The following is a 17,855-nucleotide window of genomic DNA, read 5'->3' as shown; positions in this document are numbered from 1 at the left end:
TGAAAATCAAAAATTGTTTTTGATGCTCGATGCTGTGAGTGCCCACACAGATTGCTTGATTCAAATTGTTAAAGAGCGACGCAGCTTTTGGCTGCTGCGGGAGTGGCATTCTACTCAACCGCCTTCTCGAGTCAAGCCTTATTTTCAAAGGCTTTTCGAGGCTATCGACTCGGTTGTTTGCGTTGCCGCTTGCCGTGTCGATGGAGGCGCATTATAGGGAGTGAATTCGTTCTGGCAACCCCTCCCCTGCAATAAAATTGCAAAAAACTGCACTTTTTTAGTTATTCATATCCAAGCACAGCTTTTATACAAACTTATCCACAGAAATGATGAGATTGACCTATCTCAGCGCCCTTCTTGCGTAACAAGAAGCAAAGATCTTCATATCTACCTAACTGGATGCCGCGCGCTAACAGACATCACATATAAAGCTGTAGACCTTGACCGGTCCCGGAACCAGGTTGAGGCAGTTGAGGCAGTTGAGGCAGTTGAGGCAGTTGAGGCAGTTGAGGCAGTTGAGGCAGTTGAGGCAGTTGAGGCAGTTGAGGCAGTTGAGGCAGTTGAGGCAGTTGAGGCAGTTGAGGCAGTTGAGGCAGTTGAGGCAGTTGAGGCAGTTGAGGCAGTATCAGAATCCACTAAAAGAAAAGCCGGGACAAGCCCGGCTTTTTCTTTTATCACTCAGCAGCTGCTTCAGCAGCGGCCGGGCGGTCTACCAGCTCAATGTAAGCCATAGGGGCGTTGTCGCCAGCACGGAAACCGCATTTCAGAATGCGAGTATAACCGCCGGCGCGCTCCAGGTAGCGCGGGCCCAGTTCATTGAACAGCTTAGCCACGATCGCGTTATCGCGAGTGCGGGCAAATGCCAGGCGACGATTAGCAACGCTATCAGTCTTGGCAAGGGTGATCAGCGGTTCAACTACACGACGCAGCTCTTTTGCCTTAGGCAGAGTCGTCTTGATGATCTCATGACGAACCAGGGAGCTGGCCATGTTGCGGAACATAGCCTGACGATGGCTGCTGTTCCGGTTCAGTTGACGACCACTCAAACGATGGCGCATGACCTTATCCTTCTAACTAAATCTGTGAAACCCGTAATCTGGATTACTCGTCAGCGATGCTGGCGGGCGGCCAGTTCTCAAGGCGCATGCCAAGAGACAGACCACGGGAGGCCAACACGTCCTTGATCTCAGTCAGGGACTTCTTACCGAGGTTAGGAGTCTTAAGCAACTCAACTTCGGTACGCTGTACCAGATCACCAATATAGTGGATAGCTTCTGCCTTCAGACAGTTCGCAGAACGAACTGTCAGCTCCAAATCATCGACAGGACGCAGCAGAATCGGATCAAACTCGGGTTTCTCTTCTTTCTTCTCGGGCACGCTGACATCGCGCAGATCCACGAAGGCTTCCAGTTGCTCGGCCAGAATAGTGGCAGAACGACGGATGGCTTCTTCAGGATCCAGGGTACCATTGGTCTCCATGTCGATGACCAGCTTGTCCAAGTCGGTACGCTGTTCAACCCGTGCTGCCTCAACATTGTAGGCAATACGAACGATGGGGCTGAACGCGGAGTCCAGCAGCAGGCGACCGATAGGACGCTCTTCATCATCGTTGTGAACACGAGCAGAAGCAGGCACATAACCACGACCGCGCTGAACTTTCAGGCGCATGCTGATTTCAGCATTGGCACCAGTCAGGTGGCAGATTACGTGCTCCGGGTTTACGATCTCGACTTCATCACCGTGAGTGATATCACCAGCGGTAACGGGGCCTGTTCCAGACTTGGTCAGGGACAGAGTTACCTCGTCCTTGCCTTCCAGCTTCACAGCGATACCTTTCAGGTTGAGCAGGATTTCAAGAATGTCTTCCTGTACACCTTCTTTGCTGCTGTACTCATGCAGTACACCGTCAATTTCGACTTCAGTAACTGCACAACCGGGCATAGAAGACAGCAAAATACGACGCAAGGCGTTGCCCAGCGTGTGACCAAAGCCACGCTCGAGTGGCTCAAGAGTCACTTTCGCATGAGTCGGGCTAACTTGCTCGATGTCAACTAGCCGCGGTTTAAGAAAATCTGTTACAGAACCCAGCATTGTGTCCTCTCTTTAGAAGCTAGCTTTACTTGGAGTAAAGCTCGACGATCAGCTGTTCGTTAATGTCGGCAGACAGGTCGGAACGCTCTGGCAGACGCTTGAAAGCACCTTCCATTTTAGCGGCATCAACCTCTACCCAAGTCGGCTTCTCGCGCTGACCAGCAACCTCAAGGGCAGCTTTGATACGCGCTTGCTTCTTAGCCTTCTCACGAACGCAGATCACGTCCTCAGGGGAAACCTGGAAAGAAGGAATGTTCACAACGCGACCGTTTACCATGATGGCCTTGTGGCTCACCAGCTGACGAGATTCAGCGCGGGTAGCACCGAAGCCCATGCGGTAGACGACGTTGTCCAGACGACCTTCCAGCAGCTGCAACAGGTTTTCACCGGTGTTACCCTTTTGACGGGCAGCGTCGCGGTAGTAGTTGCGGAACTGTTTTTCCAATACGCCGTAGATACGACGAACTTTTTGTTTCTCGCGCAGCTGAACACCGTAGTCAGACAGACGCGCTTTACGCGCACCGTGTTGACCAGGAACGGTGTCAATCTTGCACTTAGAATCAATCGCACGAACACCAGACTTCAGGAAGAGGTCGGTGCCCTCACGACGGCTAAGCTTAAGCTTAGGACCGATATATCTTGCCATCTTCTTTCTCCAACAATCCTAGACCAAGTAGCTACAGCGTTACACGCGGCGCTTCTTGGGAGGACGACAACCGTTGTGCGGGATCGGAGTCACATCAGTAATGTTAGTGATGCGGAAACCAGCCGCGTTCAGAGCGCGGATGGAAGACTCACGACCGGGACCCGGACCTTTAACCATGACTTCCAGGTTCTTCACGCCATATTCTTTGGCCATCTCACCAGCGCGCTCGGCAGCTACCTGAGCAGCGAACGGGGTGGACTTACGAGAACCACGGAAACCGGAACCACCAGAAGTAGCCCAAGACAGAGCGTTGCCCTGACGGTCAGTAATGGTCACGATTGTGTTGTTGAAAGATGCATGAACGTGCGCAATACCGTCGCTCACTTGCTTTTTAACGCGCTTGCGAGCACGAGTCGGAGTTTTAGCCATTTTCTACCTTCCCGTTACTTCTTGATAGCCTTGCGCGGACCCTTACGGGTACGAGCGTTGGTCTTGGTACGTTGACCACGAACAGGCAGGCTACGACGGTGACGCAAACCACGGTAGCAACCCAGATCCATCAATCGCTTGATGTTCATGGAAATCTGACGACGCAGGTCACCTTCAACGGTGAATTTACCTACTTGTTCACGCAGACTCTCGATCTGAGCTTCGTCCAGGTCTTTAATTTTCACATTCTCAGCGATACCGGCTGCGGCACAGATGGCCTTGGAGCGGGTACGACCGACGCCATAAATAGCAGTCAAAGCGATGACTGCATGCTTATGGTCAGGAATGTTAATGCCAGCGATACGGGCCACTATTCACTCCTACATATAGTAGATTACGACCACCACAAAGCCCGTGAGCGGATACGTGGCGGTCAACCAATACACAACAAAAGTTGGCTGGCTATATTAGCCAGCACAACTATTTGTTGCAAGTACTAACCGTAAAAAATTAGCCTTGGCGCTGTTTATGCTTTGGCTCGCTGCAAATCACACGCACCACACCGTGACGCTTGATGATTTTGCAGTTACGGCAGATTGCCTTAACGGAAGCACGAACTTTCATTGCTTAACTCCGTAACTACGCCGACCTTTAGCGGCCGTAGCCCTTCAGGTTGGCCTTCCTCAGGACGTCGCCATATTGATGAGACATCATATGGGTCTGAACCTGAGCCATGAAGTCCATGATAACTACCACGATAATCAGCAGCGAGGTGCCACCGAAATAGAACTGAACGTTCCAGGCAGTCATCAGGAACTGGGGTACCAGACAGATAAAGGTTATATAGAGCGCACCTGCCAATGTCAGGCGGGTCATAACCTTATCGATATAACGTGCTGTCTGCTCGCCCGGGCGGATCCCCGGGATAAAGGCTCCACTCTTCTTCAGGTTATCTGCTGTCTCGCGGGGGTTGAACACCAGCGCGGTATAGAAGAAGCAGAAGAAGATAATGGCTGCTGCATAGAGCATCTCATACAAGGGCTGACCCGGCTGCAGGACCATAGAGACCTGTTGCAGGATATCGGCGACCTTGCCCTCGCCCTGACCAAACCAAGAGGTAATGGTCCCCGGGAAGAGGATGATGCTGGATGCGAAAATCGCAGGAATCACACCGGCCATATTTACTTTCAACGGCAGGTGTGTGCTTTGCGCTGCGAATACCTGGCGGCCTTGTTGACGCTTGGCATAGTTGACGACGATACGACGCTGACCACGCTCCACGAACACCACAAAGTAAGTCACTGCGAAAACAATCAAGCCCAGCAACAACAACAGCAGGATGTGCAATTCCCCTTGACGTGCCTGTTCGGCCGTAGCGCCAATGGCATGAGGCAGACCAGCAACGATACCTGTGAAGATAATCAACGAGATACCATTACCAATCCCACGCTCGGTAATCTGCTCACCCAACCACATCAAGAACATGGTACCGGTGACCAGACTCACAACGGCTGTGAAATAGAAGCCCAAACCCGGATGAGTCACGAGTCCCTGCATCATATTCGGCAGACCGGTTGCAATACCAATGGCCTGGAAAGTTCCCAAAACCAGCGTGCCCCAACGGGTATATTGGCTAATCTTGCGACGGCCGGATTCACCTTCTTTCTTGAGTTCAGCAAGAGAGGGGTGAACCACAGTCAGCAGCTGGATGATGATCGAGGCCGAAATGTACGGCATGATCCCCAGCGCAAGAATAGAAGCACGCGAGAGTGCACCACCACTGAACATGTTGAACATCTCAATGATGGTGCCCTTCTGTTGTTGGAACAACTCGGCCAGTACGGCGGCGTCAATACCAGGAATCGGCACATAAGAGCCTGCACGGAAAACGATAATCGCCCCGAGAACGAAGAGCAGACGGCTCTTCAGTTCACTCAGACCACCCTGTGCTTTAACATCCAATCCTGGTTTCTTAGCCATTGTACTGATTATTCCTCGATTTTACCGCCAGCGGCCTCGATGGCTGCACGTGCACCCTTGGTGACGGACAGACCACGAACGGTCACAGCACGGTCAATGTTGCCAGACAGAACAACTTTAGCGAACACGATGTTTTTGGTAATAACACCGGCTTGCTTCAGAGTGCTCACGTCGACCACATCACCTTCTACCAGGGCGATTTCGTTCAGGCGTACTTCGGCAGAAACCAAAGATTTGCGAGAGAAGAAACCGAACTTCGGCAGACGGATTTTCAAAGGCATCTGGCCGCCTTCGAAACCGTTGCGGACTTTGCCACCACCGGAACGAGAGGTTTGACCTTTAACACCACGACCACCGGTCTTGCCCAGACCAGAACCGATACCACGGCCCGGACGGTGCTTAACGCGCTTGGAACCAGCGGCCGGAGACAGAGTATTCAGACGCATGCTTAGCCCTCCACCTTAACCATGTAATAAACCTGGTTGATCATGCCGCGTACGCAGGGAGTATCTTCCAGCTCAACGGTGTGACCAATGCGACGCAGACCCAGACCACGCAGAGTCGCCTTGTGCTTTGGCAGACGGCCGATAGAGCTGCGAGTTTGAGTTACTTTTACAGTGTTAGCCATGTCGCATTACCCCAGAATTTCTTCAACGCGCAGACCACGCTTGGCAGCGATCTGTTCCGGGGATTGACCCTGAACCAGAGCGTCTACAGTGGCGCGAACAACGTTGATTGGGTTGGTGGAACCGTAGGTCTTAGCCAGCACGTTGTGGATACCAGCAACTTCCAGAACGGCACGCATAGCGCCGCCTGCGATGATACCAGTACCTTGAGAGGCCGGCTTCATGAACACGGTGGAACCGGAGTGAACACCTTTCACCGGGTGGTGCAGGGTGCCGTTGTTCAGCTCAACCTTGTTCAGGTTACGCTTAGCCTGTTCCATCGCTTTTTGAATAGCGGCCGGAACTTCACGGGCTTTACCGTAACCGTAACCTACACGGCCGTTACCATCACCCACCACGGTCAGCGCGGTGAAGGACATGATACGACCACCTTTAACAGTTTTCGAAACACGGTTTACTGCAATCAGCTTTTCTTGCAGTTCGCCGGCTTGAGATTCGACTTTAGCCATCTTCGACTCCTAGCTTAGAACTGAAGACCAGCGTCACGTGCAGCAGCTGCCAGAGCAGCGATGCGACCGTGATACTTGAAACCGGAACGATCGAAAGATACGTTCTGAACGCCTTTGGCAATGGCACGCTCGGCGATAGCCTTACCTACAGCGGTAGCAGCATCTGCGTTACCGGTGTATTTCAGAGCTTCACTGATGGCCTTCTCTACTGTGGAAGCAGAGGCCAGAACTTCGGAACCGTTGGCTGCAATAACCTGCGCATAGATGTGACGCGGGGTACGGTGAACAACCAGACGGGTAGCTCCCAGTTCCTGCATCTTTTTCCGAGCACGAGTAGCACGACGGAGACGAGCTGCTTTCTTGTCCATAGTGTTACCTTACTTCTTCTTAGCTTCTTTAGTACGCACTTGCTCGTTGGCATAGCGTACACCCTTGCCCTTGTAGGGCTCCGGAGCGCGGTAAGCACGGATATCGGCGGCGACTTGGCCAACCAGCTGCTTGTCGACACCACGCAGAACGATTTCTGTGGCAGTCGGGCACTCAGCGGTCACACCAGCCGGCAGCGCATGCTCTACCGGGTGAGAGAAGCCCAGAGCCAGCGCAACAGCATTGCCCTTGATGGAGGCTTTATAACCTACACCAACCAGCTGCAGCTTGCGCTCGAAGCCTTGGGTAACACCGATTACCATGTTGTTGACCAATGCACGGGCAGTACCGGCCTGAGCGTCAGCACCAGCGATGCCGTCGCGCGGGGCGAACTTCAGTACATTGTCTTCTTTGGTCACTTCTACACCGGCGTGAATAGAGCGAACCAGGGAACCTTTACCACCTTTGATGGACAGTTCCTGGCCGTTCAGAGTCACCTCTACGCCAGCAGGAATAGTGACGGGTGCCTTAGCAACACGAGACATTTCCTACCTCCTATTAAGCGACGTAGCAGATGATCTCACCGCCCATGCTTGCTTTACGGGCAGCACGGTCAGTCATCACACCTTTAGACGTGGACACGATAGCAACACCGAGACCGCCCATAACTTTCGGCAGATCAGTAGTGCGCTTGTAAATACGCAGGCCGGGACGGCTCACGCGTTGGATCAGTTCTACAACCGGCTTGCCCTGGAAATATTTCAGTTCAATTTCCAGTTCCGGTTTCACGTCACCAGCTACGGAGTAGCCAGCGATGTAACCTTCTTCTTTCAGCACTTTGGCAATAGCCACTTTCAGCTTGGAAGAAGGCATGGAAACCGCAACTTTGCTCGCCGCCTGACCGTTACGGATGCGGGTCAGCATATCCGCGATCGGATCTTGCATGCTCATAGTCTAACTCCCGAGATTCTTTACCAAGAGGCCTTTTTCAGGCCCGGAATTTCGCCCTTCATGGCATGCTCACGCACCTTGATGCGGGACAGACCAAACTTACGCAGGAAACCGTGCGGACGACCAGTAATGTTGCAACGGTTACGCTGACGGGACGGACTGGAATCACGGGGCAGCTGTTGCAGTTGCAGAACAGCATCCCAACGCGCTTCTTCAGAAGCGTTCATATCAACGATGATAGCTTTGAGCTCGGCACGCTTGGTCGCGTACTTGGCTACCAGCTTCGCACGCTTTACTTCACGTGCTTTCATGGATGTTTTAGCCATAACCCTAACCTTACTTGCGGAATGGGAAGTTAAAGGCAGCCAGCAGAGCACGGCCTTCTTCATCGGTATTCGCGGAAGTGGTGATGGTGATATCCAGACCACGAACGCGATCGACCTTGTCATAGTCGATTTCCGGGAAGATGATTTGCTCACGCACGCCCATGGAGTAGTTACCACGACCGTCGAACGCTTTAGCGTTCAGGCCACGGAAGTCACGGATACGCGGTACGGAGATGCAAATCAGCCGTTCCAGGAACTCCCACATACGCTCGCCACGCAGGGTTACTTTACAACCTATCGGGTAGCCTTCACGAATCTTGAAGCCCGCAACAGATTTGCGAGCTTTGGTGATCAGCGGCTTCTGACCGGAAATGGCAGCCATATCGGCAGCAGCATTTTCCAGCAATTTCTTGTCAGAGATCGCTTCACCAACACCCATGTTCAGGGTGATTTTCTCGATCCGAGGGACTTGCATGATAGTCTTGTAACCGAACTGCTTGGTCAGTTCATTTACTACATCTGATTTGTAGTAATCATGCAGTTTCGCCATCGTTAAACTCCAATTACTTCACAAGTTCGCCGGTGGATTTGAAGAAGCGAACTTTTTTGCCGTCTTCAATCCGGAAACCAACGCGGTCAGCTTTGCCAGTGGCAGAGTTGAACAGCGCTACGTTAGATACATCGATGGGGGCTTCTTTGGTGACGATACCGCCAGCCTGACCCAGTGCGGGTACCGGCTTCTGGTGTTTCTTCACCTGGTTGATGCCTTCCACGATTACCTTACCTTTAGCAATCAGAACTTGAGTGACTTTGCCACGCTTGCCCTTGTCTTTGCCGGTAAGAACAATCACTTCGTCTTCGCGACGGATTTTAGCTGCCATCGTTCGACTCCTTACAGTACTTCGGGTGCCAGGGACACAATCTTCATGAACTTCTCATTACGCAGTTCACGGGTCACCGGGCCAAAAATACGAGTACCGATCGGCTGCTGGTTGTTGTTAAGCAACACAGCCGCATTGTTGTCGAAACGGATGACAGAGCCGTCCGGACGACGAACGCCTTTACGGGTGCGTACGACCACCGCGTTATACACATCACCTTTCTTCACTTTACCGCGAGGAATAGCTTCCTTGATGGAAACCTTGATGATGTCGCCGATGCCGGCGTAACGGCGGTGCGAACCACCCAGAACCTTAATACACATTACACTGCGAGCGCCGGAGTTGTCGGCAACACCCAGCATACTTTGCATCTGGATCATCTTAGTGCTCCGCTTTGTTTACTTCTTATCCCTCTCGGGATCTGGCTGCCTTCAAAAGGCGCGAAACTATAACACAGGATTTTTAGAAAAGGTAGCCTAAAAAACAAACGGCCCCATCAAGGGGCCGTTTAGACTACAAAGTACCGATTAGGCCTTTTCTACAACGGCAACCAGGGTCCAGGACTTGGTCTTGGACAGCGGGCGGCATTCGCGGATTTCCACGAGGTCGCCAGCTTTGCATTCGTTGTTTTCGTCATGCACGTGCAGCTTGGTAGTGCGCTTGATGATCTTACCGTAGATCGGGTGCTTTACCTTGCGCTCGATGGCGACAGTGATGGACTTGTCCATCTTGTCGCTGATTACACGACCCTGCAGAGTACGGATTTTATCAGTCATTACGCACCTGCCTTCTCAGTCAGTACAGTCTTGATACGTGCGACGTCACGACGCACTTGTTTCAGAGTGTGAGTCTGAGCCAGCTGGCCGGTGGAAGCTTGCATGCGCATGTTGAATTGCTCGCGCAGCAGGCCCAGCAGCTCCTGGTTCAGTTCTTCGACGCTCTTTTGACGCAGATCTTGGGCTTTCATCACATCACCGTCTTAATTACGAAAGTGGTCTGAACAGACAGCTTGGCTGCGGCCAGGGCGAACGCTTCACGCGCCAGAGCCTCAGGTACACCGTCCATCTCGTACAGAACCTTGCCAGGCTGGATCGGGCAAACCCAGTATTCCACGTTACCCTTACCTTTACCCATACGAACTTCGAGGGGCTTTTCGGTAATCGGCTTGTCCGGGAACACACGGATCCAGATCTTACCCTGACGCTTAACGTGACGGGTCATGGCACGACGGGCTGCTTCGATTTGACGAGCAGTCAGCTGGCCACGGGATGTCGCCTTCAGGCCAAAGGTACCGAAGGATACTTCGTTACCAGAGTTGGCCAGACCGCGGTTACGACCCTTGTGGGTCTTGCGGAATTTAGTACGCTTTGGTTGCAACATTTACCGAATCTCCTTACTTGGCAGCGCGGCGCTTGTTGTCACGCTTGGGCTTCGCAGGAGCTTGCTCTTGAGCAGCGGCAGCGTTGACAGCAGCCAGACCGCCCAGAACTTCGCCCTTGAAGATCCAAACTTTAACGCCGATCACACCGTAAGTGGTGTGGGCTTCAGAAGTTGCGTAGTCGATGTCGGCACGCAGGGTGTGCAGGGGCACACGACCTTCACGGTACCATTCGGTACGCGCGATTTCAGCGCCGCCCAGACGACCGGAAACTTCCACCTTGATGCCCTTGGCACCCAGGCGCATGGCGTTTTGTACGGCGCGCTTCATAGCACGACGGAACATTACGCGACGCTCCAGCTGGGAAGTGATGCTGTCGGCAACCAGTTTGCCATCCAGCTCCGGCTTGCGGACTTCGGAAATGTTGATCTGAGCAGGCACGCCAGCAATAGTGGCTACAGCTTTGCGCAGTTTTTCAACGTCTTCGCCTTTCTTACCGATCACAACACCCGGACGAGCGGTGTGAATGGTCACACGGATGCTCTTGGCCGGACGCTCGATGGTGATCTTGGACAAGGACGCGTTTTTCAGTTCCTTGGTCAGGAACTGGCGTACTTGAAAATCGCTGTACAGGTTGTCAGCGAAGTCTTTGGTGTTCGCGAACCAGGTAGAATTCCAAGGCTTGGTAATACCCAGGCGAATGCCATTAGGATGTACTTTCTGACCCATTGCTTATCTCCCAGCCTTAGCGTCGGATACCACTACGGTGATGTGAGCGGTACGCTTGAGGATACGATCCGCGCGACCTTTGGCACGAGGACGGATGCGCTTCATGGAGGGACCTTCGTCGACCATGATAGTAGCAACACGCAGGGCGTCGATGTCGGCGCCTTCGTTGTGCTCAGCGTTTGCAATGGCAGATTCCAGCACTTTCTTCACCAGAACTGCAGCCTTTTTCGGGCTGAAGGTCAGGATGTTCAGAGCCTTGTCTACGGACAGACCACGTACTTGATCGGCTACCAGACGAGCTTTCTGGGCAGAAGTACGGGCATAACGGTGTTTAGCGATAGCTTCCATCATTTATCCCTTAGCGCTTCTTAGCCTTCTTATCAGCAGCATGGCCGCGATAAGTACGAGTAGGTGCGAATTCACCCAGTTTGTGACCGATCATTTCTTCGGTAACGAAAACCGGAACGTGCTGACGACCATTATGGACAGCGATGGTCAAACCGATCATGTTCGGGATGATCATTGAACGACGGGACCAGGTCTTAACCGGCTTTTTATCCCCGCTTTCCACCGCTTTCTCTACCTTCTTCAGCAAGTGCAGGTCGATAAATGGACCCTTCTTGAGAGAACGTGGCATGGTGATTCCTCTATGTTAACAATTACTTGTTACGACGACGTACGATGTACTTGTCGGTACGCTTGTTCTTACGGGTCTTGAAGCCTTTAGCCTTCTGGCCCCATGGGGACACAGGCTGCATGCCCTTGTTACGACCCTCACCACCACCGTGCGGGTGGTCTACCGGGTTCATCGCCATACCGCGAACGGTCGGACGAATACCACGCCAGCGGTTTGCACCGGCTTTACCCAGTTGACGCAGCATGTGCTCGGAGTTACCAACTTCACCGATGGTGGCGCGGCACTCGGCCAGAACTTTACGTACTTCGCCGGAACGCAGACGCAGAGTTACATAGTTACCTTCACGAGCCAGGATCTGGATGAAAGTACCAGCGGAACGAGCCAGCTGGGCACCTTTACCAGGCTTCATCTCAACAGCGTGAACGGTAGAACCGACCGGGATGTTGCGCATCGGCAGGGTGTTACCTACCTTGATTGCGGCATCAGCACCAGAAGCGATTGCATCACCAGCTTTCAGGCCTTTCGGAGCCAGGATGTAACGACGCTCACCGTCTGCATACAGCACCAGGGCGATGTTTGCGGTACGGTTCGGATCGTATTCCAGGCGCTCTACTTTGGCCGGGATACCGTCTTTGTCGCGCTTGAAGTCGACGATACGGTAGTGTTGCTTGTGACCACCGCCGATGTGACGGGTGGTGATGCGGCCGTTGTTGTTACGACCACCGGACTTGTCTTTCTTGTCCAGCAGAGCTGCAAAGGGCTTGCCCTTGTACAGGTCTTGGTTGACGATCTTGACGACGTGGCGGCGGCCCGGAGAAGTAGGCTTGCACTTAACGATTGCCATTTTTCAGAACTCCTCTTACTCGGCTGCGCCCATGAAGTCGATGTCCTGACCAGCTTTCAGGGTCACATAAGCCTTTTTCCAATCGGAACGACGGCCTACGCGTGCACCTGCGCGCTTGGTCTTACCCTTCATGTTCAGGGTACGGACGGTCTCAACTTCGACCTCGAACAGTTTCGCAACTGCAGCTTTGACTTCCGCCTTGGTGGCATCAACAGCAACTTTGAACACGATAGTGTTCTGCTTTTCTGCGACCATGGTGCTCTTTTCAGAGATGTGCGGAGCCTTCAGAACTTTCAGCAGACGCTCTTCACGGATCATGCCAGCATCTCCTCGATTTGCTTAACTGCGTCAGCAGTCATCAGAACCTTGTCGAAAGCGATCAGGCTGACCGGGTCGATACCGGCAACGTCACGCACGTCAACTTTGTACAGGTTACGAGCAGCCAGGAACAGGTTCTCATCGACTTCAGCAGTCACGATCAGAACGTCAGACAGTTCCATTTCTTTCAGCTTGGCGATCAGTTCTTTGGTTTTCGGAGCTTCGATGCCGAACTTCTCAACAACGATCAGGCGCTCTTGACGTACCAGCTCGGACAGGATGCTACGGATAGCGCCGCGGTACATCTTCTTGTTTACTTTCTGGCTGTGATCTTGCGGCTTAGCAGCAAAAGTCACACCACCGGAACGCCAAATGGGCGAACGGATGGAGCCAGCACGGGCACGACCAGTACCCTTCTGACGCCACGGCTTTTTGCCGCCACCAGACACTTCAGAGCGAGTCAGCTGCGCACGAGTACCCTGACGGGCACCAGCGGCATAAGCAACGACAACCTGGTGAACCAGAGCTTCGTTGAATTCGCGCCCGAAGGTAGTCTCGGAAACTTCAAGAGCGCTCTTGGCGTCTTTCATTACCAATTCCATTACTATCTCCTCAGACGTTACGCTTTGACGGCAGGTTTAACGATCACGTTGCCGTTGGTTGCACCCGGTACTGCGCCTTTGATGAGCAGCAGGTTGCGTTCAGCGTCAACACGAACCAGTTCCAGGTTCTGAGTCGTTACACGCTCAGCACCCATGTGACCAGCCATCTTTTTGCCCTTGAATACACGGCCCGGGGTCTGGTTTTGACCGATGGAGCCAGGTACACGGTGGGACAGAGAGTTACCGTGGGTCATATCCTGGGTGCGGAAGTTCCAGCGCTTAACAGTACCGGCAAAACCTTTACCCTTGGATGTGCCGGTAACGTCTACCAGCTTAACGTCAGCGAGAAGATCTACTTTCAGCTCGCTACCAACAGTGAAAGTTTCACCGTTGTTCAGGCGGAATTCCCACAGACCACGACCGGCTTCTACACCAGCTTTGGCGAAGTGGCCAGCTTCCGGCTTGGTTACGCGGCTAGCTTTCTTGGAGCCAGTGGTAACCTGAATAGCGTTGTAGCCGTCGGTTTCTACAGATTTGACCTGAGTTACACGGTTAGCTTCAACTTCGATAACAGTCACGGGGATAGAAACGCCATCTTCAGTGAAGATGCGAGTCATACCCACTTTGCGACCTACAAGACCGATTGTCATTGTTATCAACCTCTTTCCGTAATTAACCCAGGCTGATCTGGACGTCTACACCAGCTGCCAGATCCAGACGCATCAGAGCGTCTACGGTCTTGTCAGTCGGCTCAACGATGTCTACCAGACGCTTGTGAGTGCGGATCTCGTACTGATCACGCGCGTCTTTGTTGACGTGCGGGGAGATCAGAACGGTGAAACGCTCTTTGCGAGTCGGCAGCGGGATAGGACCGCGAACCTGCGCGCCAGTGCGCTTAGCAGTTTCAACGATTTCCGCAGTGGATTGATCGATCAGGCGATGATCAAAAGCCTTCAGGCGGATACGGATTCTTTGGTTCTGCATTGACAGAGCTCCAATAGATAAAAGAACATAAATCAACACCGCCCGACCGAGATTACTCCCGCCAGAGGTGTGATTTTTCACGTTTCTCCCCATATCGGGGAGACTGTATGGCTGGCCTTCGCAAGCGAAAAACTCAGCAAGCAGACATATCGTCTGGCTTACCTCATGGGTAAGCGGAGGGGATTATACGGATTTTTTCAATTTGCGCAAGGGAAGGCGAACAGAATGTGCACAATTTTATGTGACGGATGGATCTCTGCCGCCGCCACATGATCCCCCGTCCGGCGCGGGTAACGACAATGTTGCAAACAGGCTGGTAGACTGTGCCACAGCCTTGATCACCGGAACGATTTCTCATGCTCAAAGATCAGAAAAAAGCCTATCAATATGGCCTCTGCGCCGTCGCCCTCTGGTCGACGGTGGCCAGCGCCTTCAAGATCTCTCTCACCTACTTCGAGCCGGTGCAGCTGTTGCTGGTCGCGGCCTGCACCTCGACCCTGACGCTGGGGGTGATCGTGGCCTGTCAGGGCAAGCTGCCGCTGCTGCTCAGCTACATCAAGGGCCGCCCCCTCTACTATCTGGCGCTGGGGGTGCTCAACCCCTTCCTCTATTACCTGCTGCTGTTCAAGGCGTATGATCTGCTGCCCGCCCAGCAGGCGCAGACCCTCAACTACACCTGGGCCATCACCCTCAGTCTGCTGGCCGTCCCCTTCCTCGGCCAGAAGCTGCGCCGCCGCGACGGGGTGGCCATCGTGCTGGGATACTTCGGTGCTCTGGTGATCGCGACCAGAGGGGATGTGTTCGGTCTGCAGTTCGACAGCCCCCTCGGCGTGACGCTGGCGCTGGTGTCAACCCTCATCTGGGCCGGCTACTGGATCCTCAACACCCGCAATCAGGGAGATCCCATCGTCAGCCTGCTGCTCGGCTTCATCATCAGCCTGCCGTTCATCGTCGTGGCGACCTGGCTGCTCTCCGATTTTGCCATGACCGCCTGGCAGGGGTGGGCCGGCGCCATCTACGTGGGGTTGTTCGAGATGGGCTTCGGCTTCGTGCTCTGGCTGATGGCGCTACGCCACGCCACCAACACGGCCCCCATCAGCAATCTAATCTTCATCTCGCCGTTTGCCTCGCTGGTGCTGCTCAACCTGTTGATCGGCGAGACAATTCACCCGGCCACCCCCATCGGGTTGGCGCTCATCGTCGCCGCCCTGCTGATCCAGCAGCTGAAATACGGCAAGCGTTACCGCAAGGCAACCGAGCCGCAGGCCTGACAATGCAGAAGGGCGCATCCACGGATGCGCCCTTCGTTCAATCAATCCACTCCAGCGGCTGGTTCTTGGGCAGCCGGATCTCCACCAGCAAGCCCCCCTGCTCGGCACGCCCCAGCCTGATGGTGCCGTGATGCTGGGAGACGATCTTGGCGACGATGGCCAGCCCCAGCCCACTGCCGCTGCCGGTACGCGCCTCGTTGCCCTGGGTGAAGGGCTTGAGTACCCGGTAATAATCCTGTTCCGGAATGCCGGGGCCGTCATCTGACAAGCGCAGCCGGACCCAGTGACCGTCATCCTTGAGCTCGGCCTGCAGCCGGCTCGCCCCGTAGCGCAACGAATTGCCCGACAGGTTGTTGAGGATGCGCCGGATACTGATGGGGTTGCAGGCGACCCGCACCGCCTCGGCTGGCAGCTCGAGCTCCACCTCCAGCCCCTGGTCGGTCTGCACCAGCAGCACATCGTGGATCAGCTGGGTCAGGTCCACCGGCTGGGTATCCAGCCCCTCGTCCGGGCGAATGTAATCGATGAACTGGTCGATGATGCCGTTCGATTCGTCGATGTCCGCGTTGATGCTCTCCTTGAGATACTCATCCCCTGAGGACATCATCTCGGTCGCCAGCCGGATACGGGTCAGCGGCGTACGCAGATCGTGGGAAACGCCCGCCATCATCATGTTTCGCTCTTCGATAAGGCTCTTGATGGAGCTCGACATGTGGTTGAAGGTGCGGGTCAGCCGGCGCACCTCCCGCGAGCCCTGCTCCCCCAGCGCATCGGGGAAGTTGCCGCGGGCAACCGCCACGGCCCCCGCCTCCAGCTCCTCCAGCGGCCGCACCAGCTGGCGGGCAAACCGCCAGGCCGCGAACAGGGTCACCACCAGCAGCACGCTCATGTAGAGGATCAGCGGCTCGATGTCGTCATCCTCGATCTCGGTCAGCGGGATGCGCACCCACACCTTGTTGGCCTGGGGCGGCTGGATCCAGATGATGTAGTGGTCCTGGATCTCGACCCGCACCTTGGTCTTGCCCCCCAGCTCGCGACTGATGCTCTCTTCCAGATAGGTGTAGGGTTTGGACTCCTTGAGCCCGTGCTGCTCCGCCTCGGTCTGGGTATAGATGTCGCTGCCGGTCGCCACGTAAACCAGCGCCTCGGCATCTTCACTGAGCGCCAGCTGGTTGCTCTCGACCGGGAAGATGAGCTTGACCTGATTGGCCAGCAGGTGGCTGATCTGTTTGACGGTCGGCGCCAGCAGATAGTTGTAGAAGGTGGCATAGGAGACAAACTGATAGACCACCAGCACGGCGGCCAAAAACCAGAGCATGCGGGAGAACATGCTGCTCACTTTCTTCATTCGCCGTCACCGTCCGGCACGAACACATAGCCCAGACCCCAGACGGTCTGCAGATAACGAGGCTGCGCCGGGTCCTGCTCCAGCAGGCGGCGCAGGCGGGAAACCTGCACATCGATGCTGCGCTCTGTGGCGGTATATTCGCGACCGCGGGCCAGGTTCATCAGCTTGTCGCGGGAGAGAGGCTCGCGCGGATGGCTCACCAGCACCTTGAGCACGGCGAATTCGCCGCTGGTCAGTGCCACCGGATCGCCATCGCGACTCAACTCACGGGTTGCCAGGTTGAGCTGGTAGCTGCCAAAGCTAACCACCTTCTCGGCGGTAGAGGGGGCGCCCGGCAACTCGACGGTGTGGCGGCGCAGCACGGCGCGGATCCGGGCCAGCAGCTCACGAGGATTGAACGGCTTGGGCAGGTAATCATCGGCTCCCATCTCGAGGCCGACGATGCGGTCCACCTCATCCCCCTTGGCGGTCAGCATCAGCACCGGGATCTGGTTGCCAGCCTCGCGCAGGCGGCGACAGATGGAGAGGCCGTCTTCCCCCGGCAGCATCAGGTCGAGCACCATCAGGCTGAAGTTCTCTCGGGTCAGCAGGCGGTCGGCCTGTTCGCCATTGGCGACGCCCCGAACCACGAACCCCTGTTCGGTCAGGTAGCGCTCCAGCAGGGAACGTAATTTCAAATCATCGTCGACGACCAGAACCTTGTATTGCTGACTCATTGCTTGCCTCTCCTCTCGATATGCTGCCAATACTAGAGCCCGGACTCGTAACGGCAAAGCATAAATATGTTACCGGTTATTGCCCGTGCTGCCGGCATGACGCCACTTTTCCCCTGCCCCCAGAGTCATCCGGCCCGCCAGTTTTTGCTCGACAGCAAGGCGACAGCGGATAAGATCTGCCGAGCCATAAGAGGCTCATCCGCCCCATCGACACAGGGACCCT

At 54.7% G+C, this 17,855-nt stretch carries 33 protein-coding genes; 3 read left to right on the top strand and 30 right to left on the bottom strand.

The features are described 5' to 3' along the window. Both PG897_RS14535 and PG897_RS14530 read left to right on the top strand, forming a co-directional pair. On the top strand, nt 1–217 hold a 217-nt coding region (locus PG897_RS14535), incomplete at its 5' end, for a hypothetical protein (protein ID WP_270829152.1). Nucleotides 218–220: 3 nt separating this feature from the next. After that, the gene (locus PG897_RS14530) at nt 221–733 is read left to right on the top strand and encodes a hypothetical protein (protein ID WP_270829151.1); all 513 of its coding nucleotides are present in this window, start codon (nt 221–223) and stop codon (nt 731–733) included. Here the strand turns inward: PG897_RS14530 and rplQ are convergent. The 28 genes from rplQ to rpsJ form a co-directional block, all read right to left on the bottom strand. Then, nucleotides 675–1,058 carry a 50S ribosomal protein L17 gene (rplQ, locus tag PG897_RS14525; RefSeq protein WP_005307999.1) on the bottom strand — a complete coding sequence of 128 codons (384 nt, stop codon included), beginning with the start codon at nt 1,056–1,058 and terminating at the stop codon, nt 675–677. The two genes, PG897_RS14530 and rplQ, sit on opposite strands and share 59 nt — an antisense overlap. 43 nt (nt 1,059–1,101) lie before the next feature. Next, nucleotides 1,102–2,091, bottom strand: a complete 990-nt coding sequence (locus tag PG897_RS14520; RefSeq protein ID WP_005307997.1) for a DNA-directed RNA polymerase subunit alpha — start codon at nt 2,089–2,091, stop codon at nt 1,102–1,104. A 25-nt stretch (nt 2,092–2,116) separates the two neighbouring features. Further along, the gene (gene rpsD, locus PG897_RS14515) at nt 2,117–2,737 is read right to left on the bottom strand and encodes a 30S ribosomal protein S4 (protein ID WP_005307996.1); all 621 of its coding nucleotides are present in this window, start codon (nt 2,735–2,737) and stop codon (nt 2,117–2,119) included. Nucleotides 2,738–2,776: 39 nt separating this feature from the next. Next, on the bottom strand, nt 2,777–3,166 hold the full coding sequence (rpsK, locus tag PG897_RS14510) for a 30S ribosomal protein S11 (RefSeq protein ID WP_005307993.1): 390 nt from the start codon (nt 3,164–3,166) through the stop codon (nt 2,777–2,779). A gap of 14 nt (nt 3,167–3,180) precedes the next feature. Beyond that, complete coding sequence (rpsM, locus tag PG897_RS14505; RefSeq protein ID WP_005307991.1) at nt 3,181–3,537, bottom strand: 30S ribosomal protein S13; 357 nt, start codon at nt 3,535–3,537, stop codon at nt 3,181–3,183. A gap of 139 nt (nt 3,538–3,676) precedes the next feature. Next, on the bottom strand, nt 3,677–3,790 hold the full coding sequence (gene rpmJ, locus PG897_RS14500) for a 50S ribosomal protein L36 (protein ID WP_005319705.1): 114 nt from the start codon (nt 3,788–3,790) through the stop codon (nt 3,677–3,679). Nucleotides 3,791–3,817: 27 nt separating this feature from the next. Then, nucleotides 3,818–5,146, bottom strand: coding sequence for a preprotein translocase subunit SecY (gene secY / locus PG897_RS14495; RefSeq protein ID WP_123246570.1), 1,329 nt, complete (start codon nt 5,144–5,146; stop codon nt 3,818–3,820). A gap of 8 nt (nt 5,147–5,154) precedes the next feature. Continuing rightward, a complete protein-coding gene (gene rplO, locus PG897_RS14490; RefSeq protein ID WP_005307987.1) occupies nt 5,155–5,592 on the bottom strand; it encodes a 50S ribosomal protein L15 in 438 nt (145 codons plus the stop codon). A 2-nt stretch (nt 5,593–5,594) separates the two neighbouring features. After that, the gene (rpmD, locus tag PG897_RS14485; protein ID WP_005307985.1) at nt 5,595–5,774 is read right to left on the bottom strand and encodes a 50S ribosomal protein L30; all 180 of its coding nucleotides are present in this window, start codon (nt 5,772–5,774) and stop codon (nt 5,595–5,597) included. Nucleotides 5,775–5,780: 6 nt separating this feature from the next. Beyond that, nucleotides 5,781–6,281 (bottom strand): 30S ribosomal protein S5, encoded by a 501-nt coding sequence (gene rpsE, locus PG897_RS14480; protein ID WP_005307983.1) that lies wholly within the window; start codon nt 6,279–6,281, stop codon nt 5,781–5,783. 14 nt (nt 6,282–6,295) lie between these two features. Then, the gene (rplR, locus tag PG897_RS14475) at nt 6,296–6,649 is read right to left on the bottom strand and encodes a 50S ribosomal protein L18 (RefSeq protein WP_005340606.1); all 354 of its coding nucleotides are present in this window, start codon (nt 6,647–6,649) and stop codon (nt 6,296–6,298) included. Nucleotides 6,650–6,658: 9 nt separating this feature from the next. Continuing rightward, a complete protein-coding gene (rplF, locus tag PG897_RS14470; protein ID WP_005307981.1) occupies nt 6,659–7,192 on the bottom strand; it encodes a 50S ribosomal protein L6 in 534 nt (177 codons plus the stop codon). A 13-nt stretch (nt 7,193–7,205) separates the two neighbouring features. Continuing rightward, nucleotides 7,206–7,598 carry a 30S ribosomal protein S8 gene (gene rpsH, locus PG897_RS14465; protein ID WP_005307980.1) on the bottom strand — a complete coding sequence of 131 codons (393 nt, stop codon included), beginning with the start codon at nt 7,596–7,598 and terminating at the stop codon, nt 7,206–7,208. A 20-nt stretch (nt 7,599–7,618) separates the two neighbouring features. After that, nucleotides 7,619–7,924 carry a 30S ribosomal protein S14 gene (gene rpsN / locus PG897_RS14460; protein WP_005307979.1) on the bottom strand — a complete coding sequence of 102 codons (306 nt, stop codon included), beginning with the start codon at nt 7,922–7,924 and terminating at the stop codon, nt 7,619–7,621. A gap of 10 nt (nt 7,925–7,934) precedes the next feature. After that, nucleotides 7,935–8,474: a 50S ribosomal protein L5 gene (rplE, locus tag PG897_RS14455; protein WP_005307978.1), complete on the bottom strand. Its 540-nt coding sequence runs from the start codon at nt 8,472–8,474 to the stop codon at nt 7,935–7,937. Between the two features lie 13 nt (nt 8,475–8,487). Then, on the bottom strand, nt 8,488–8,805 hold the full coding sequence (gene rplX / locus PG897_RS14450) for a 50S ribosomal protein L24 (RefSeq protein WP_005307977.1): 318 nt from the start codon (nt 8,803–8,805) through the stop codon (nt 8,488–8,490). An 11-nt stretch (nt 8,806–8,816) separates the two neighbouring features. Further along, nucleotides 8,817–9,185 (bottom strand): 50S ribosomal protein L14, encoded by a 369-nt coding sequence (gene rplN, locus PG897_RS14445; protein ID WP_005307975.1) that lies wholly within the window; start codon nt 9,183–9,185, stop codon nt 8,817–8,819. Nucleotides 9,186–9,332: 147 nt separating this feature from the next. Beyond that, nucleotides 9,333–9,581: a 30S ribosomal protein S17 gene (gene rpsQ, locus PG897_RS14440; protein WP_005307966.1), complete on the bottom strand. Its 249-nt coding sequence runs from the start codon at nt 9,579–9,581 to the stop codon at nt 9,333–9,335. Further along, on the bottom strand, nt 9,581–9,772 hold the full coding sequence (rpmC, locus tag PG897_RS14435) for a 50S ribosomal protein L29 (RefSeq protein ID WP_005307965.1): 192 nt from the start codon (nt 9,770–9,772) through the stop codon (nt 9,581–9,583). Before rpmC ends, rpsQ begins: the two co-directional genes overlap by 1 nt. Continuing rightward, nucleotides 9,772–10,185 carry a 50S ribosomal protein L16 gene (gene rplP / locus PG897_RS14430; protein ID WP_005307963.1) on the bottom strand — a complete coding sequence of 138 codons (414 nt, stop codon included), beginning with the start codon at nt 10,183–10,185 and terminating at the stop codon, nt 9,772–9,774. Before rplP ends, rpmC begins: the two co-directional genes overlap by 1 nt. A 13-nt stretch (nt 10,186–10,198) precedes the next feature. Continuing rightward, complete coding sequence (gene rpsC, locus PG897_RS14425; RefSeq protein ID WP_005307962.1) at nt 10,199–10,912, bottom strand: 30S ribosomal protein S3; 714 nt, start codon at nt 10,910–10,912, stop codon at nt 10,199–10,201. A gap of 3 nt (nt 10,913–10,915) precedes the next feature. After that, nucleotides 10,916–11,260, bottom strand: a complete 345-nt coding sequence (gene rplV, locus PG897_RS14420) for a 50S ribosomal protein L22 (protein ID WP_005319741.1) — start codon at nt 11,258–11,260, stop codon at nt 10,916–10,918. A 10-nt stretch (nt 11,261–11,270) separates the two neighbouring features. Further along, nucleotides 11,271–11,549 carry a 30S ribosomal protein S19 gene (rpsS, locus tag PG897_RS14415; RefSeq protein WP_005307960.1) on the bottom strand — a complete coding sequence of 93 codons (279 nt, stop codon included), beginning with the start codon at nt 11,547–11,549 and terminating at the stop codon, nt 11,271–11,273. Nucleotides 11,550–11,571: 22 nt separating this feature from the next. Beyond that, nucleotides 11,572–12,393: a 50S ribosomal protein L2 gene (gene rplB / locus PG897_RS14410; RefSeq protein WP_005307957.1), complete on the bottom strand. Its 822-nt coding sequence runs from the start codon at nt 12,391–12,393 to the stop codon at nt 11,572–11,574. 15 nt (nt 12,394–12,408) lie between these two features. Next, the gene (gene rplW / locus PG897_RS14405) at nt 12,409–12,711 is read right to left on the bottom strand and encodes a 50S ribosomal protein L23 (protein WP_005307955.1); all 303 of its coding nucleotides are present in this window, start codon (nt 12,709–12,711) and stop codon (nt 12,409–12,411) included. Beyond that, nucleotides 12,708–13,313 (bottom strand): 50S ribosomal protein L4, encoded by a 606-nt coding sequence (gene rplD / locus PG897_RS14400; protein WP_005307949.1) that lies wholly within the window; start codon nt 13,311–13,313, stop codon nt 12,708–12,710. Before rplD ends, rplW begins: the two co-directional genes overlap by 4 nt. 17 nt (nt 13,314–13,330) lie before the next feature. Further along, the gene (gene rplC / locus PG897_RS14395; protein WP_005307947.1) at nt 13,331–13,963 is read right to left on the bottom strand and encodes a 50S ribosomal protein L3; all 633 of its coding nucleotides are present in this window, start codon (nt 13,961–13,963) and stop codon (nt 13,331–13,333) included. A gap of 22 nt (nt 13,964–13,985) precedes the next feature. Next, nucleotides 13,986–14,297 carry a 30S ribosomal protein S10 gene (gene rpsJ / locus PG897_RS14390; protein ID WP_005307944.1) on the bottom strand — a complete coding sequence of 104 codons (312 nt, stop codon included), beginning with the start codon at nt 14,295–14,297 and terminating at the stop codon, nt 13,986–13,988. A gap of 356 nt (nt 14,298–14,653) precedes the next feature. Here rpsJ and PG897_RS14385 point away from each other — a divergent pair, with 356 nt between their 5' ends. Continuing rightward, a complete protein-coding gene (locus tag PG897_RS14385) occupies nt 14,654–15,568 on the top strand; it encodes a DMT family transporter (RefSeq protein WP_010635418.1) in 915 nt (304 codons plus the stop codon). Between the two features lie 37 nt (nt 15,569–15,605). Here PG897_RS14385 and envZ read toward each other — a convergent pair whose 3' ends face one another. Continuing rightward, nucleotides 15,606–16,916, bottom strand: coding sequence for a two-component system sensor histidine kinase EnvZ (gene envZ, locus PG897_RS14380; RefSeq protein WP_010635419.1), 1,311 nt, complete (start codon nt 16,914–16,916; stop codon nt 15,606–15,608). Further along, the gene (ompR, locus tag PG897_RS14375) at nt 16,913–17,632 is read right to left on the bottom strand and encodes an osmolarity response regulator transcription factor OmpR (protein ID WP_005307934.1); all 720 of its coding nucleotides are present in this window, start codon (nt 17,630–17,632) and stop codon (nt 16,913–16,915) included. The genes envZ and ompR overlap by 4 nt, the downstream gene beginning before the upstream one ends. Nucleotides 17,633–17,855: the final 223 nt, after the last annotated feature.

Origin of the sequence: Aeromonas sp. QDB20 (assembly GCF_027707805.1) — a bacterium.
In the GTDB taxonomy this organism is placed as follows: domain Bacteria; phylum Pseudomonadota; class Gammaproteobacteria; order Enterobacterales; family Aeromonadaceae; genus Aeromonas; species Aeromonas dhakensis.
The sequence above is the reverse complement of the archived record's forward strand: the minus strand, read 5'-3'. Positions and strand labels throughout refer to the sequence as shown.